This is a genomic window from Actinophytocola sp. (assembly GCF_036402745.1).
Lineage (GTDB): Bacteria > Actinomycetota > Actinomycetes > Mycobacteriales > Pseudonocardiaceae > Actinophytocola.
Window position 1 is genome coordinate 1 of the sequence record NZ_DASWSJ010000392.1, and the last position, 14,844, is coordinate 14,844.

Below are 14,844 nucleotides of genomic sequence, written 5' to 3' on the forward strand. Positions count from 1 at the left end.
ATGAGGGAGCCACCCGCAGGGGCACGAGGCCTCAGAAAAGGACCAGACAAAGGACCAAGCACAAGCGGCGAAGAAAAAGCAGCGGAGGCAGCCACACCAAGACACGAAGAAACAAGGGAAGCACAAGGCCGCGAGCGAACAAGAAAGCAGCAGGAACAGCCGCAAGGAGGAAACGACCCGAGAAACAACCGCGAGAACCAAGCAAGCGAACCAAGACCGAGGAACGCGCAAGAAGCGAGGAAGCAGAGAAGACGGTGCAAAGTCGCACAAGCACGCCCGCCAAGGACACGAGAGAGAAAGACGGTAGCGAAGACCACGCGCAAGAAGAAAGGTATCGCAGAGAGAGAAAGCGAACCCAGATCAAAGCGAAGAGACGAGGCCCCGAAACCGACCCGAATCGAGACCCTCACCCGACCAACACGAAGCAGGACCACCGACCAAGCGAAAAAAGACGACCCTCCGAACCAAACCGAATCAGCAAAACCCCGGCCAAAGCAAAGCGAACCAACCACCCGACGAGGCGAGAGACCAACCACCGCCGTCAAAGCGAAGCGAGACACCAACCACCACGCCAAAGCAAAGCGAGACACCAACTACCGAGCCAAAGCGAAGCGAGACAACATCCACCGGGCCGAAGCGAAGCGAGACCACCACCGAGATCAAAGCGAAGCGAGAGACCAACTACCCGGCCGAAGCGAAGCGAGACAGCACCGGTCGGGCCGATGCGAAGCGAGGCGCTGGTCGATGCGAAGCGAGACCAGCCAAAAGCTGGTCAACACCCAAAGGAAACCACGCTGGGTCAGCAGGAGCTCGCACCGTGGGGGGTTCGGGGGGCTCGGCCCCCAGACCAGCACATCGAGGCGACAAGACGAGCGCTCTCCGCGAGTAGGGGGCACCCGGAGCCGAGAGCCGAGGATGCCGCGTCGCGGTGAAGCCTGGGGGTCGCTCCACCGCGACGCGGCGCCGCCGGACCGAGGGGGGAGGTGTCCGGCGGTAGACCACGTGCTTGGCATGGGAGTAGCAAGCCCCACACCTTGCACTGCAAAGCGTAGACCGTCGCGCGCACTCAGCGCCAGCGTGTCGTGAGGACTCCTAGCGCGGCTATAGCGGCCGCCGCGGCCGTCGATGTGCGGAGCACCGTCGGGCCCAGCCGCGCTACCTGCGCACCTGCCTCACGCAGGGTCTCGGACTCGCTCTCGGAAATGCCTCCTTCCGGGCCAACGACGAGAAGCACGTCGCCGTCCGCCGGAAGGGGTAGTGCCGTCAGTCCACTTGGGGCAGCCGCGTCGAGGACCACCGCCAGCGCCGATGACCGGACGAGGGAAGCCAATCCGGCCGTCGACACCGGTTCCGACACCGGTGGCACCCACGTGCGGCGCGACTGCTTGGCGGCCTCGCGGACGGTGCTTCGCCAGCGTGCCAAGGCTTTCGCGCCTCGGGGACCATCGTCCCAGCGGGCTACCGACCGGGAGGCGCGCCACGGCACGACGGCGTCGACACCGGTCTCGGTGGCGAGCTCGACGGCCAGCTCGCCGCGGTCGCCCTTGGCCAACGCCTGGGCCAGCACGATCCGCGGCGCCGGCGCCGGGTCCTGCCAGCGCCGGGACACCGTGAGCGCCAGGGAGTCCTTGCCCACCACCGAGTCCACGACGCACGCCGCGCCGCCACCACATCCGTCGGCGACGACCAAGGCCTCCCCCGGCCCGAGCCGGCGCACCCCAGCCGCGTGCCGGCCCTCGGGTCCGTCCAGGACGAACGTCGACCCGGCGGGCAGCGCGGGGACGAGAAAGACCGGCGCGGTGTCGCTCAACGGTGCCGGGCGCGCAGCCGCGAGAACAGCCCGCCGTTACCGCGCCCGTTGGTGGCGGCGATGATCTGCTCCTTGTCACCACGCAGGTCCGCGAGCTCGCGGAGCAGCTCGGTCTGCCGCGCGTCGAGCTTGCCGGGGATGTCGACCTCGATGTGGACGTGCAGGTCCCCGCGCCCGTCGACGCGGCCGGACGAGCGCAGCCGGGGCAGGCCGTGCCCGGTGAGCACCAGCTCGGTGTTGGGCTGGGTGCCGGGCTCCAGCTCCAGGTCGACCGTGTCGTCCAGCGTCTCCAGCGGCACCACGGCCCCGAGCGCCGCGGTGGTCATCGGCACCCGCAGGACGAAGTGCAGATCGGCGCCGTTGCGCTCGAACTTGGCGTGCCGACGCTCCACGACCTCGACGTAGAGGTCGCCGGCCGGGCCGCCGCCGGGGCCGACCTCGCCCTGACCGGACAGCCGCACCCGCATGCCGTCGGCGACACCCGGCGGGACCTTGGCGGTGATGGTGCGCCGCGCGCGGACCCGGCCGTCGCCGCCGCACTGCCGGCACGGGTCGGGGATGACCTCGCCGACGCCGCGGCACACCGGGCACGGCCGCGCGGTGACGACCTGCCCGAGGAAGGACCGCTGCACGGACTGGATCTCACCGCGCCCGGCACACGTGTCACAGACCTGCGGCGACGTGCCCTCCGCGCAGCCGGACCCGCGGCAGGCGTCGCACAGGACGGCGGTGTCGACGGTGAGCTCGCGGCTGACGCCGGTGTTGCACTCCTCGAGCGTGAGCTCGATGCGGATGAGCGCGTCCGAGCCGGGCTGCACCCGGCTGCGTGGCCCGCGGCCACCGCCCGCGCCGCCCCCGCCGAAGAACGCGTCCATGATGTCGCCGAGGCCGAACCCGGCGAACGGGTCGCGCCCGCCGCCGCCCCCGCCGTTGCCGAGCGGGTCGCCGCCCATGTCGACGATCTTGCGCTTCTGCGGGTCGGACAGGACCTCGTAGGCCGCCGTCACCTCACGGAACTTCTCCTGCGCCGACTCGTCCGGGTTGACGTCCGGATGAAGCTCGCGCGCCAGCTTGCGGTAGGCACGCTTGATCTCCTCGGACGTCGCGTCCTGCCGCAACCCGAGAGTGCCGTAGTAGTCCCTCGCCACCGTTGTCCCGTCCTCCTGCCCCCGGTGTCCACCTGACACCTAGGGTTCGCCTTCGTCCCTGCGTCCGTTTCGGTCTGGTCACCGACCGGCCAGGATGTCTCCCACATAGTTGGCAACGGCCCGCACCGCCGCGATGGTGCCCGGATAGTCCATGCGCGTGGGGCCAACCACACCCATCCCGCCCAGCAGGTTCTGGTGCGCGCCGTAGCCGATGGAGACGACCGAGGTGCTGCGCATCTCCTCGGCCTCGTTCTCCTCGCCGATGCGCACCGTGATGGTGCCCGGCGATCCCGCCGCCGCGAACAGCTTCAGCACGACGACCTGCTCCTCCAGCGCCTCGAGTACCTGGCGCAGCGAGCCGGGGAAGTCGGCCGCGTTGCGGGTGAGGTTGGCCGTGCCACCGAGCACCAGCCGCTCCTCCGGCTGCTCGACGAGCGACTCGACCAGCACCGTCGCGATGCGGGTCATCGCGTCCCGCAGCTCCGGGGGGGCCTCCTCGAGCAGCTCGCTGACCTTGGCCGCGGCATCGGTGACCCGGTGGTCGACGAGCGTGGAGTTGAGCATGGTGCGCAGCCGCCCGACCGCGTCGTCGGTGATGACGTCGCCGAGGTCGATCATCCGCTGGTCGACCCGGCCGTTGTCGGTGATGAGCACCAGCATGACGCGTGCCGGGGTGAGCTGGACCAGCTCGATGTGCCGGACCAGCGAGTGGGTGAGCGTGGGGTACTGGATGACCGCGACCTGGCGGGTGAGCTGGGCGAGCATCCGGACGCTGCGCCGGAGCACGTCGTCGAGGTCGATGGCGCCGTCGAGGAACAGGCGGATGGCCCGGCGCTCGGCCCCGGACAGCGGCTTGACGTCGGACAACCGGTCGACGAAGAGCCGGTAGCCCTTGTCGGTGGGGATGCGGCCGGCGCTGGTGTGCGGCTGCGCGATGTAGCCGTCCTCCTCGAGCGAGGCCATGTCGTTGCGCACGGTGGCGCTGGAGACGCCGAGGTTGTGCCGCTCGACGATCGCCTTGGACGCGACCGGCTCCTGGTTGTGGACGTAGTCCGCGACGATGGCTCGCAGCACCGCGAAACGGCGCTCGTCGGAGCTCGCCACCCTGCACCTCCTCGTCGGCCTCGCAGGTCCCTCACGACAAGTTTACGGAGCGCCGCCCACTACCCGGTCGAACCGGTGCCGATTCGTCGTTCGGGTCCGGCGGACCACCAGGCTGTGCCAGGCTGAGCCGGTGGAGGACACACCCCCCGAGCCCGCTGATTCCCCTGCGCCCACCGGGTCCACCGAACCGCCCGCCCGGCCCGCTGAACCAGCCGCCGCGTCCGCTGAACCGCGCGCCGGCTCGCCCGAACCGGCCGCCGGGTCCGCTGAACCGGCCGCCCGGTCGCGGCGGCCGATCATCTGGCTGGTCACGGCGGCCGCCGTGCTCGTCGTCGCCGGCGTGGTGACGACCGTCCTGCTGTCCGGGCGTGAGACCGTCGGCACCCCGGTGGCGGCATGGCCGGAGGACACCGCCGCCCCGCCGCAGATGCCGGTCCCTAGCGCCGGCGTCTCCGACGAGATGATCCGGAAGGCGTGCCGCGACCGCCACGGGCGCGAGACGCTCGTCATCTTCTTCGGCGTGACCGACTCCGACGCGAACATGCGGCTTGCCGCCGAGGTGGTCCGCGAGGACCCCCGGGTCGGGTCCGTCGCGACGGAGACGCAGCAGGAGGCCTACGTGCGGTTCAAGGAGACCTTCGCCGACCGGCCGGACCTCATCGACGTGGTCCGCCCCGAGGCCCTGCCGGCGTCGGTGACGGTGCTACCGGTGGCGGGGACCTCGGTGGACGAGCTCCACACGGCGTTGCAGGCGAAGGACATCCAGGGCGTGGACCAGTTCCAGCTCGGGTGCGACATGCCGGGGCGCTAGATCGGGTATGCGCGGCAGCCGACCACGTCGCCGATCCGGCGCAGCGCGCCGCGCAGCCCGATCCGCAGCTTGCCCGACAGCCAGAACTGGCACCGCACCAGCGTCCGGTCCCGGTGCGGCGCCGGCGCCACGTTGCACACCCGGTAGGTCAGCAGCGTCCCGCGCGGGTGCGCCGCGAACTCGTACTCCGCGCGGAACTTGAAGCCGCCCTGCATCGCGAAGGTCCGCCTGCCCACCTCCACCGTGCCGCCCACCGCCGAGCGGCCGCCGTAGTGCAACGTGAACTCCGCCGGCCCGCCACGCAGGGTCGCGCCGGTCAGCAGCCGTCCCGCGCCCGGCACGGCGGCCAGCAGCGGCGCGTTGTCCCGCCCGATCCGACCCTCGCGCACCCGCAGCAGCGCCGCACACACGGTGTCCGGCGGCGCCTCCACCACACCGTGCGCCACCCACTCAGCCACGATCCAGCACCACCCCGAGCACCCGGGCCACCTCGGACGCCGAGCCGGGACCCGCCGAGCGCCACGCCACGAACCCGTCCGGCCGCACCAGCACCGCGCCCGCGTCGGTGACCCCGTACGTCTTGGCCCAGCTGCCCGACGGGTCCTCGAGGTCCACACCGATCCGGTAGGTCTCCGTTGGTGCACCGTCCCATGCGCCGGCCGGCCCGGTCAGCAGCACGAACCCGCGGCCGAACAGGTCCACAGTGGACAGCGGGGCGCCGTCGCGCAGCAGCGGCACGTGTGGGGCGCGTGAGCCGGGGCGGCCGGTCGGCTGTTCGGGGTTCTCCAGCACGGCGCCGTCGTCGTCCGGTTCCAGCAGCACGGCGCCGGACAGGTGCCGGTAACCGAAGAACAGCGTGGACACGGGCTCGATGGTCGCGGCGAGCGTGTCGTCGGCGAGGTCGGGGCGCATCCGATGGACGAAGCCGGTGTACTGCTGCTCGACCACGATGTCGGCGTAGGGCCGGCGCTCCGGGTCGTGGCTGTCGAGCAGGCCCGGGCCGGCCTCGCCGCGGACGACCGTCGCGAGCTTCCAGGCCAGGTAGTAGCCGTCGAGGATCGCGGTGTTGCCGCCGAGCCCGCCGGTCGGCGGCATCACCCGGACGGCGTCGCCGATCAGGTGCACGCGGCCCTGGCTGAACCGGTCGGCCACGCGCACCGCGGTGTGCCCGCTCGTCGCGCCACCGCTCACCAGCGTCGGCTCGAGGTCGGCCACGCCGGTGGCGGCGCGGATCAGCTCGACCCAGCGGACGTCGTCGAGGTCCGGGTCGTAGCCGACGGACAGTGCCCAGCGGTGCGGCGTGTCGGTGCTGACGACCACGCCGGCGTTGCCCGGGAGGGAGGGGTTCTGGAGGTAGTAGAGGGCGAAGCCGGTGCGCCCGAGGTCCGCGTCGAACACGATGCCGCTCGAGCGGCCCAGCTCACCGCGGCCGTGCACGCCGATGCCGAGCGCGTGGCGGATCGGGCTGCGGTGCCCGTCGGCCGCCACGAGATACCGCGCGCGGACCGTGCGCTCGCCGTCCGCGTCGCGCAGGACCGCCGTCACGCCGTCGTCGTCCTGCTCGAAGGACACCAGCTCGGTCGAGAACCGCACCTCGGCACCGAGCTCGCGGGCCCGGTCGAGCAGGATCGGCTCGGCGGCCTCCTGGCTCGCGTTGGCCCAGCCGGCCGGGGACAGCGCGGTGAAGTCGGGGCTCTCGTCGATCAGCAACTCGTTGAAGACGCGGCCGGTGACGCTCTCCCCCACCACGATCCGGAAGCCGGGCTCGCTCGGCGCGGCGGCGACCATGCGCTCGTCGACGCCGGCGACCTTCAGCGCCTCCATCGTGTGCGGGAACTGGCCGCGTGCCTTCGGGTAGATCGACGTGGTGGCGTGCCGCTCCACGACCAGCGAAGGCACGCCGTGCACGCCGAGGAACGTCGCCGCCGACAGTCCGGCCAGGCCCGCGCCCGCCACCAACACCGGGAACTCGTCCATCGGAACTCCTTCGAACACTGTACTTGACACGAACACTGTTCTACTTACGAACACTGTTCGTGTCAAGTACAGTGTTCGTCGCCTGACCGGGTGCAGGCTCGTTGTCCATTCGACTGTTCTCGCGCGTTCTCGTGCATTGGAGGTGACCGATGACGTGGCCCCGTGCCCCGCGGACCGCACGCCGGCCGCTCAGCCAGGACCTGATCGTCGACGCGGCGCTGGACCTGCTCGCGAAGGGCAACCTGGAGTCGGTGAGCATGCGGCGGGTGGCCCAGGAGCTGGGGACCGGCGCGGCGTCGCTGTATGCGCACGTGGGCAACAAGGACGAGCTGCACGAGCTGATGCTCGACCGGCTGCTGGGCACGATCCCGGTGCCGGCACCCGACCCGACCCGCTGGCGCGAACAGCTGAAGGACGTCGCCCGCGCGCAGCTCGCCGTGCTCACGTCCTACCCCGGCATCGCCCGCATCGGCATGGAGACGACCGTCCCGACGGGCCCGAACGCCCTGCGCCACGGCGAGTCGCTCCTGGGCCTGCTGCGCGCGGGCGGCCTGCCGGACCGGGTGGCCGCCGTGGCCTTCGACACGCTGACGCTGTGGGCGTCGGCCTTCGCGGTGGAGGTGAGCGCCACCCGAACCGGCGAGGTAGACCCGGCGGAGGTGGCGAACCGCGGCGAGCAGATCGGCGCGTACATGGCCGCGCACCCGCGTGAGTTCGCGAACCTGCTGAGCCTGGGCCCGACCCTGATGACGACCTCGGTGGAGGACCGCTTCGAGTTCGGCCTGGACGTGTTCCTGGCAGGCCTCACCGCCCTGGCCGCGAAGCCGTGAACCGCGCCTCCGGGCTGCCGAAGGCGCGGTTCACCGCACGAGTCAGACGCTGATCGGGACCGCGGTGGCGCCGCGGAGGTTCAGGCGGCCGTTCCACACGATGTCGCCCGCCAGGGACAGGTTCGGGAAGCGGGTCACCAGGCGGCTGATGGCCAGCCTGCCCTCCAGCCGGGCGAGCGCGGCACCCAGGCAGTGGTGCGGGCCCGCGCCGAAGGACACGTGGCGGTGGGCGTCCGGGCGGTTCAGCACCAGCGCGTCCGCGTCGGGGCCCCAGAAGCGCTCGTCCCTGTTGGCCGAGCCGAGGCACGCGATGACGAACGAACCGGCCGGGATCTCCTTGTCCCGCACCGTGTGGGGCGCGGTCGTGATGCGGCGGGTCTGCTGCACCGGGCTGTCGTAGCGGAGGAACTCCTCCACCGCGTTCGCCGCCAGGTCCGGCTGGGCGCGCAGCAACGCGAGCTGCGCCGGGTTGCGCAGCAGCGCCACGACACCGTTCGCGATCAGGTTCACGGTCGTCTCGTGGCCGGCCACGTACAGCAGCAGGACCTGCGCGACCAGCTCGTCGTCGCTGAGCTTGTCGCCGTCCTCCTCGGCGGTGATCAGCGCGGTCAGCAGGTCGTCCGCCGGGTTGGCGCGCTTCCACGCGATGATCTCGCGGGTCATCTCGGTGAGCCGGACCTCGGCGTCGGCGATCGCGCGCAGCACCTCGGGGTCGGTCTGCACCTCCAGCGACCGGACCAGCGTGCCGGAGAGCTCACGCAGCCGCGCGTTGTCGGTCGGCGGCGTGCCCAGCATCCGCGAGATCACCGCGAACGGCAGCGGGAACGCCAGCTCGTCCACGAGGTTGACGCTGCCGCCGTCGGCGATGCGGTCGAGCGAGCTGTCCACCAGCTCGGCGACCATCGGCTCCAGCGCGGCGATCGCGCGTGGTGTGAACACCTTGGTGACCAGCGAGCGCAGCCGGGTGTGGTCCGGCGGGTCACGGTCCAACATGGACAGTGACACCGTGCCCTGGGCGTCGGCCAGCGTGTCGTACTGCGCGCGGACGGGGCCTTCGGCGAGGTTGCGGTTCTCGACCGAGAGGCCGGACCGCAGCAGCAGCGCGACATCGTCGTAGTGGGACAGGAACCAGAACCCCAGCGGGTGCTCGTGCACCGGGTCGAAGTCCCGGACCTCCCGGTAGTGCGGGTACGGGTTGTCCGCGAACCCGGGCACCAGCGGGTTGAACATGATCGTGTCGGTCACCGGTTCCTCCTCCTCAGGCGGTCGCCGTCGCGCGCCGCCACCAGCAGGTGGCGCTCCGCGCGGCAGCGCGCCGCTCCCCTCGCAGCTCGGCCTCGTCACATCCGACGACCTCGGCGAGCGCCCGCCGGTGCCACGCCTCGAACTCGGCCAGCGCGGGGTGCTCGGCGTGGCCGTCGAGCAGCAGCCGGGTGCCGGCCAGGTCACCGGCGAGCTCCTGCCACAGCAGGCGCGCCGCCGCGGGCGGGTCGGCCGGCGGTGACTCCAGCAGGCCGTCCAGCCGCGCGTCGAACGCGCGGTACCAGCGCCGCTGGACCTCGCGCAGGAATCCCCCGAAGTCGCCGAACTCGGTATCCACGTCCGCACGCAGCACCACCGGCACCTCGGGCCGCCCGGTGCGGACGACCTCGTCGAGGACGGTGTGCACGAGGTGGTGGCGGCGATGTGTTCTCTCCCAGGCCCCAGACATCGTTTCTCACCTACTCTGTGTTCGTGACATACGCAGCGTATGTCTTATACTCGGCGCATGTCAACGGCGAAGAGCAGGCGCGACCAGTTCTCGGAGGCCACCCGTGCGGCGCTCCTGGACGCGGCCACCCGGCGGTTCGCCGAGCTGGGCTACGCGGGCACGTCGCTCGAGGACGTCGCCGCCGACATCCAGGCGACGCGCGGCGCGGTGTACCACCACTTCAGCAGCAAGCGCGCGTTGTTCGAGGCGGTGTTCGAGGCGCTGGAGACCAACGCCGTCGACCGCGCCGCGAAGGCCGGGCGGCGTGGGGAGAACCCGTGGCACAGCGCGCTGCTGGCGCTCGACGAGTTCCTCGAGCAGTGCTGCGACCCGGTGTACGGGCGGGTGGTGTGGCAGGAGGGGCCGCTGGCGCTGGGGTGGGTGTGCTGGATCGAGGAGGAGAAGAAGTACGCCTTCGGGCTGGTCGAGGGGTTCGTGCGGGCGCTGCTGGAGAGCGGACAGCTCGCGCCGGTGCCGCTGCAGACGACGACGCAGCTGGCGTTCGGCATGCTGGGCGCGGCCGGGCAGGCCCTGTCCGCCGCGCCGGCGGCCGACCAGGCGCGGATCAAGGCCGAGTACGCCGAGGTGATGGGCCGCATGCTGATCGGCCTAAGCGCCACGCCGGCGGAGAACCCGCGGGGACTGGCCGGCTGAGGGGCCGGACTCCGGCCCCGGAGGTTCGCTGAGGGTCGGCCTCCGGCCCCGGAATCCAGCGTACGGGCGGGCACAGACGGTTTTGCGCGACGCCGCCCGGGCCTGTGGACAACTCGAGACCCGCGGGGGCCCCCCGCTTTCCAGCCTAGTTGCGGGCACCGACAGTTTCGGCGACAGCGGGCGGGCTGTGGACAGGTCGGCGTCAGGTCAGGCGGCGGACCACCGCGTCCGCGAGGAGGCGGCCGCGGAGGGTCAGTACGCAGCGGCCGAAGCGACCGTTGACGCCTTCCAGTGCCGCCGCGTCCAGCAGGCCCTCCGCGGCCGCCTCGTGGGCCTCGCGTCGGGCGGGTGGGGCCAGGGCGTCGACGATGAGGCCGTCCACGAGCCGCAGCTCCAGCATCACCCGCTCCAGCTGGCGGTCCGATGTGGACAGAACCTCGCGGGCCGCGGCCGGGGAGCGGCCGCGGGACAGCAGCTCGGCGTACTTCGCGGGGTGCTTCACGTTCCACCAGCGCACCCCGCCGACATGGCTGTGCGCACCCGGGCCGGCACCCCACCAGTCGCCGCCATGCCAGTAGCCGAGGTTGTGCCGGCACCACGCCTCCGGGCCGGCGGCCCAGTTGGACACCTCGTACCAGTGCAGGCCGGCGGCCGACAGCACCCCGTCGACCTGCTCGTAGCGGTCGGCCAGCACGTCGTCATCAGGCGCGGGCAGGTCGCCGCGGGCTATGCGGCGGGCCAGCGCCGTGCCGTGCTCGACGATCAGCGCGTACGCCGACACGTGGTCGACACCCGCCGCCAGCACGGCATCCAGCGACGTGGCGAGGTCCGCGGCCCGCTCCCCCGGCGTGCCGTAGATGAGGTCCAGGTTCACGTGCTCGAAGCCGGCCGCGCGGGCCTCGCGCGCGGCGGCCGCGGCCCGGCCGGGGGTGTGGGTGCGGTCGAGCACCGTGAGCACGTGCGGCGCGGCGGACTGCATGCCGAGTGACACCCGGTTGTAGCCGGCCTCGCGGATGCCGGCGAAGAACGCGGGCGACGTGGACTCGGGGTTCGACTCGGTGGTCACCTCGGCGTCGGGGGCCAGCCCGACCGTGGACCGGACCGCGTCGAGGACCGACGCGAGGCCGGCGTGACCGAGCAGGGACGGGGTGCCGCCGCCGACGAAGACGGTCGCGGCCGGCGGCGGGGAGCCCAGGACCTCGGCGGCCAGCGAGAGCTCGCGGCGCAGACCGTCCAACCAGGACGCCGGGGACGCGGGCGAGGACTCGAGCTCGGCCGCGGTGTAGGTGTTGAAGTCGCAGTACCCGCAACGCGTGGCGCAGAACGGGACGTGGACGTAGACGCCGAACGGCCGGCGCCCGAGCCCGCGCAGGGCGGACTCGGGCAGCGAGCCGTCGGTCGGCGCGGCGTCGCCGTCGGGAAGCGCGGATGGCACGTCACCATCCTGCGCCCGGCGGATCAGCGGAAGACGACCAGGGTCACCACGGTCGCGGCCGCGGTGAGGATGAGGAACACGAACCCGTAGGCCGGCGCCTTGCGGAACCAGTGGGTGTGCCGGTCGATCGCGACCCGGCCCGGGCCGGTGAACAGCAACGCGAGCGCGGCGCCCGCGTACATCATCTCCAGCTCCACGCCGCCGAGAAAGGTGTTCCACTCCCCCTTCACCACGATGACGTTGGCCATCACGCCGAGGATCGCGGCGGCACCGGCCGGGAAGAACAGGCCGAGGACCAGCAGCGCACCACCGGCGGTCTCGCTGATCGCGGTGACCCACGCCAGAATGGTCGGCTCGGTGTAGCCGAAACCTCTGAGAATCGCCTCGGTGCCGTCCATGCCCAGACCGTTGAACCAGCCGAAGAGCTTGTCCAGGCCGTGCGCGATGAACAGGCCACCGAGCACGAGTCTGAGCACCAGCAGGCCGAAGTCCAGCCCTCCGTGCCAGGCGATCGCGGGCTTGCTCGGCTCGTCGTCGAAGTCGCTGCCGAAGTCGCTGTCGAAGGACGACGAGCTGCCGGGTATCACGGTGGTCGCACCGCCGGAGTACCCGTCGTCGTAGGACGAGTCGTCGCGGGAGCGCACACCTTGGCCCGAGCCGAAGTCCTTCGTGGCGTACCGGTCGTCGCCACCGTCGTACAGGCCGCTATCTGAGTAACCGCCCGCAGCCTGTGGGCGGTTGTCGTCAGTAGTCACCCCGCGCAGGGTAGGGCATGGGCCGACCGGACGTGTCGGGAACGTCCAATCAGCGCGGCTTTCAGTAGTCCCCGTGGACGAGGTTCTCCGGCTCCTCGCCCGCCGCGTAGCGCGCGATCTCGGCCGCCACCACCGCATACGCGCGCTTGCTGTAGTCGTACACGCTGCCCGCGACGTGCGGGGTCAGCAGCAGGCCCGGCGCTGTCCACAGTGGATGGTCGGGCGGCAGCGGCTCGGGCTCGGTGACGTCGAGCGCGGCCCGCAGACGGCCCGCGGTCAGCTCCGAGAGCAGCGCGTCGGTGTCGACCACCTTGCCGCGCGCGGCGTTCACCAGCACCGCGCCGTCGGGCATGCGGGCCAGGAACTCCGCGTCGACGAGACCGGTCGTCGCGTCGGTGAGCGGCACCATCAGCACGACGGCGTCGTGCTCACCGAGCAGGGCCGGCAGCTCGTCGATGCCGTGCACGCCCTCGCGTGCCCGGGTGCCGACGAGCGTGGCGGTGGCGTCGCAGGCCTCGAGCCGGCGGCGCATGCGCCGGCCGAGGTCGCCCGCGCCGAGCACGAGAACCCGCTTGTCCTGCAACGTGTCCGTGGCCCGGCGGCGCCAGTCCCGGGCCTGCCTGGCCTGCTCGAACGGGATCAGCTCGCGGTAGACGGCGATGAGCATGCCCAGCGCCCACTCCGCGGTGCTGCCGCCGTGCGCGCCGCGGGCGGTGGACAGCAGGATGCGATCGGGGACGCGGCCGATCCAGGTCTCCGCGCCGGTCGTCATGAGCTGGATGAGGCGCAGGCCCGGCATCCGGTCCACGAACGAGGCCGGGTCGATCGGGACGAGGAAGCCCGGCACGAGCACCTCGGCCTCGGCGGCGTCCGGTGGGAGAGGTCTGTCGGGTCGCATTCCGTCGTAGGAGATCGCGCGCACGCCGTCGAGGCCGGCCAGCGCGGCAACGCCTTCTTCGTCGGGCACCAGGACCGTGATCGTCACGACGGTCACCCTCTCACGTGTTGTTCACGGCGGTGGACATAGCGTGGAGGTCATGGGCGCGCGGTGGCGGACGGTGGTGACCGGGGTCGCGGTCAGCGGGGCACTGCTGACCGCGGGCTGTGCCTCGTTCACCGACCAGCCGCAGGACTGGCACCCGCAGGGCGACCTCACCCCGCAGGCCGCGCCCGACCCGCAGCTTCCCGGCGGAAGCAGCCCCCAGACGCCGGGCGGGCCGAAACAGGCGCCGCCGACCAAGATCCCGCCGCCGGACGGCTGCACGGACTTCAACCCCGCGGTCATCGGCACCTGCCTGGACAAGGTCGCCGCGGTGGCCGCGCTGCCGGGTGACGGCAGCGACCCGGTGGCCCTGGTCGGCGAGCGGACGACCGGCCGCATCCTGCGCGTCAAGCACGGCACCGCGCCCCAGGTCGTGGCCACGGTCCCGGTCGACGCCCGCACCGACGGCGGGCTCACGGGCCTCGCGCTCTCCCCCACCTACGCCGAGGACCAGCTGATCTTCGCCTACGTGACCACGCCGACGGACAACCGCCTGGTCCGCATCGCCCTCGGCGACACGCCCAAGCCGGTGCTCACCGGCATCCCGCGCGGCCCGAGCGGCAACAGGGGCGCGCTCGGCGTCGACCACCGCGGCGCCCTCCTGCTCGCCACCGGCAACGCCGGCAACCCGAACGCCGCGAAGGACCCGCGCTCGATGGCCGGCAAGGTCCTGCGGCTCGACGCGGCCGGCAAGCGCGCGGCGGACAACCCGGCGCCCGGGTCGATCGTCGCGAGCGGCCTGTACTCGCCGGGCGGGGTGTGCAGCGCGCTCGACGGCTCGCGGCTGTGGGTCACCGACCACGCGCCCGGGCGGGACCTGCTCTACCAGCTGCAGCTGGGCAAGAACCTGACCACGCCGGCGTGGAGCTGGCCGGACCGGCCCGGCGCCGCCGGCTGCGTCTCCACCCCGGACGCGGTGTGGGTGGCCATGTCCAAGGCCGGGCACCTGGAGAACCTGCCGCTGGCCAAGGACGGCTCGTTCAGCGGCAAGCCGCAGGTCACCATGGCCGCAGAGGAGGGCTTCGGCCTGCTCGGCGGGTTCGACCTGGTCAGCGAGCAGGTCGCGGTGGCGGGCACGGTCAACAAGGACGGCGGGAAGCCGGTGTCCAGCGACGATCGCGCCGTGGTGATCACGGTGTCCGGCGGGTCCGGCGGCGGCGGGCCCGACTGATCGCCGGGCCCCGCGCGGCAGCCGACCGTCTCGAACCAGGCCAGGACCCGCGGCACCGCCGTGCGCCCAGCGGTGACGTGGTCCACGTCGCCCAGGTTCACCACGCTCGCCCGCACACCGCTGCCGACCAGCTGGTCCCGGCAGCTCAGCGTGTTGGCGATGGCAACGTCCCGGTCGCCCGTCGAGGTGTAGAGGCGGACGGGGACCCTCGGGCGCCAGTCGCGGCAGGCGTCGTCGTTGGCGCACAGCGCGCGGGCGAGGTTGCCGGCCGGGCGCTGGAGGTTGGCGAGGAACGCGGGGGTGAACAGCTCCTGCGGCGTGCCCGGTAGCGCGGCCACGATGTCCATCTCGGGCGTG

At 72.2% G+C, this 14,844-nt stretch carries 14 protein-coding genes; 4 read left to right on the forward strand and 10 right to left on the reverse strand.

Features of this window, described 5'->3' with window-relative positions; all coding sequences use genetic code 11:
* Positions 1-1,066: 1,066 nt before the first annotated feature.
* The 3 genes from VGD70_RS34735 to hrcA form a co-directional block, all read right to left on the reverse strand.
* Entirely contained in the window at positions 1,067-1,810 is a 744-nt protein-coding gene (locus VGD70_RS34735; RefSeq protein ID WP_331089022.1) for a 16S rRNA (uracil(1498)-N(3))-methyltransferase, read from the reverse strand.
* Positions 1,807-2,958, reverse strand: a complete 1,152-nt coding sequence (gene dnaJ, locus VGD70_RS34740; protein WP_331089024.1) for a molecular chaperone DnaJ — start codon at positions 2,956-2,958, stop codon at positions 1,807-1,809. Before dnaJ ends, VGD70_RS34735 begins: the two co-directional genes overlap by 4 nt.
* Before the next feature lie 78 nt (positions 2,959-3,036).
* On the reverse strand, positions 3,037-4,062 hold the full coding sequence (hrcA, locus tag VGD70_RS34745) for a heat-inducible transcriptional repressor HrcA (RefSeq protein ID WP_331089026.1): 1,026 nt from the start codon (positions 4,060-4,062) through the stop codon (positions 3,037-3,039).
* A 130-nt stretch (positions 4,063-4,192) separates the two neighbouring features.
* Here hrcA and VGD70_RS34750 point away from each other — a divergent pair, with 130 nt between their 5' ends.
* Entirely contained in the window at positions 4,193-4,873 is a 681-nt protein-coding gene (locus VGD70_RS34750) for a permease-like cell division protein FtsX (RefSeq protein WP_331089028.1), read from the forward strand.
* Here VGD70_RS34750 and VGD70_RS34755 read toward each other — a convergent pair.
* Positions 4,870-5,331: a hypothetical protein gene (locus tag VGD70_RS34755; protein ID WP_331089030.1), complete on the reverse strand. Its 462-nt coding sequence runs from the start codon at positions 5,329-5,331 to the stop codon at positions 4,870-4,872. The two genes, VGD70_RS34750 and VGD70_RS34755, sit on opposite strands and share 4 nt — an antisense overlap.
* On the reverse strand, positions 5,324-6,850 hold the full coding sequence (locus VGD70_RS34760) for an FAD-dependent monooxygenase (protein WP_331089032.1): 1,527 nt from the start codon (positions 6,848-6,850) through the stop codon (positions 5,324-5,326). The genes VGD70_RS34755 and VGD70_RS34760 overlap by 8 nt, the downstream gene beginning before the upstream one ends.
* A 149-nt stretch (positions 6,851-6,999) precedes the next feature.
* Between VGD70_RS34760 and VGD70_RS34765 the strand changes: the two genes are divergently transcribed.
* Entirely contained in the window at positions 7,000-7,680 is a 681-nt protein-coding gene (locus tag VGD70_RS34765) for a TetR/AcrR family transcriptional regulator (protein ID WP_331089034.1), read from the forward strand.
* A 42-nt stretch (positions 7,681-7,722) separates the two neighbouring features.
* On the opposite strand, the gene VGD70_RS34770 is transcribed toward VGD70_RS34765, so the two are convergent.
* Positions 7,723-8,925, reverse strand: a complete 1,203-nt coding sequence (locus VGD70_RS34770; protein WP_331089036.1) for a cytochrome P450 — start codon at positions 8,923-8,925, stop codon at positions 7,723-7,725.
* A 13-nt stretch (positions 8,926-8,938) separates the two neighbouring features.
* Positions 8,939-9,391 carry a hypothetical protein gene (locus VGD70_RS34775; RefSeq protein ID WP_331089038.1) on the reverse strand — a complete coding sequence of 151 codons (453 nt, stop codon included), beginning with the start codon at positions 9,389-9,391 and terminating at the stop codon, positions 8,939-8,941.
* Positions 9,392-9,448: 57 nt separating this feature from the next.
* On the opposite strand from VGD70_RS34775, the gene VGD70_RS34780 reads away from it, so the two are divergent.
* Positions 9,449-10,084: a TetR/AcrR family transcriptional regulator gene (locus VGD70_RS34780; RefSeq protein ID WP_331089040.1), complete on the forward strand. Its 636-nt coding sequence runs from the start codon at positions 9,449-9,451 to the stop codon at positions 10,082-10,084.
* A 202-nt stretch (positions 10,085-10,286) separates the two neighbouring features.
* On the opposite strand, the gene hemW is transcribed toward VGD70_RS34780, so the two are convergent.
* The 3 genes from hemW to VGD70_RS34795 all read right to left on the reverse strand — a co-directional run bounded on the left by hemW (position 10,287) and on the right by VGD70_RS34795 (position 13,268).
* Entirely contained in the window at positions 10,287-11,519 is a 1,233-nt protein-coding gene (gene hemW, locus VGD70_RS34785; RefSeq protein ID WP_331089042.1) for a radical SAM family heme chaperone HemW, read from the reverse strand.
* Positions 11,520-11,542: 23 nt separating this feature from the next.
* Positions 11,543-12,274, reverse strand: coding sequence for a DoxX family protein (locus VGD70_RS34790; RefSeq protein ID WP_331089044.1), 732 nt, complete (start codon positions 12,272-12,274; stop codon positions 11,543-11,545).
* Positions 12,275-12,335: 61 nt separating this feature from the next.
* Positions 12,336-13,268: a 2-hydroxyacid dehydrogenase gene (locus tag VGD70_RS34795; RefSeq protein ID WP_331089045.1), complete on the reverse strand. Its 933-nt coding sequence runs from the start codon at positions 13,266-13,268 to the stop codon at positions 12,336-12,338.
* 43 nt (positions 13,269-13,311) lie between these two features.
* Between VGD70_RS34795 and VGD70_RS34800 the strand changes: the two genes are divergently transcribed.
* Positions 13,312-14,487, forward strand: a complete 1,176-nt coding sequence (locus VGD70_RS34800; RefSeq protein ID WP_331089047.1) for a PQQ-dependent sugar dehydrogenase — start codon at positions 13,312-13,314, stop codon at positions 14,485-14,487.
* Positions 14,488-14,844 lie beyond the last annotated feature (357 nt).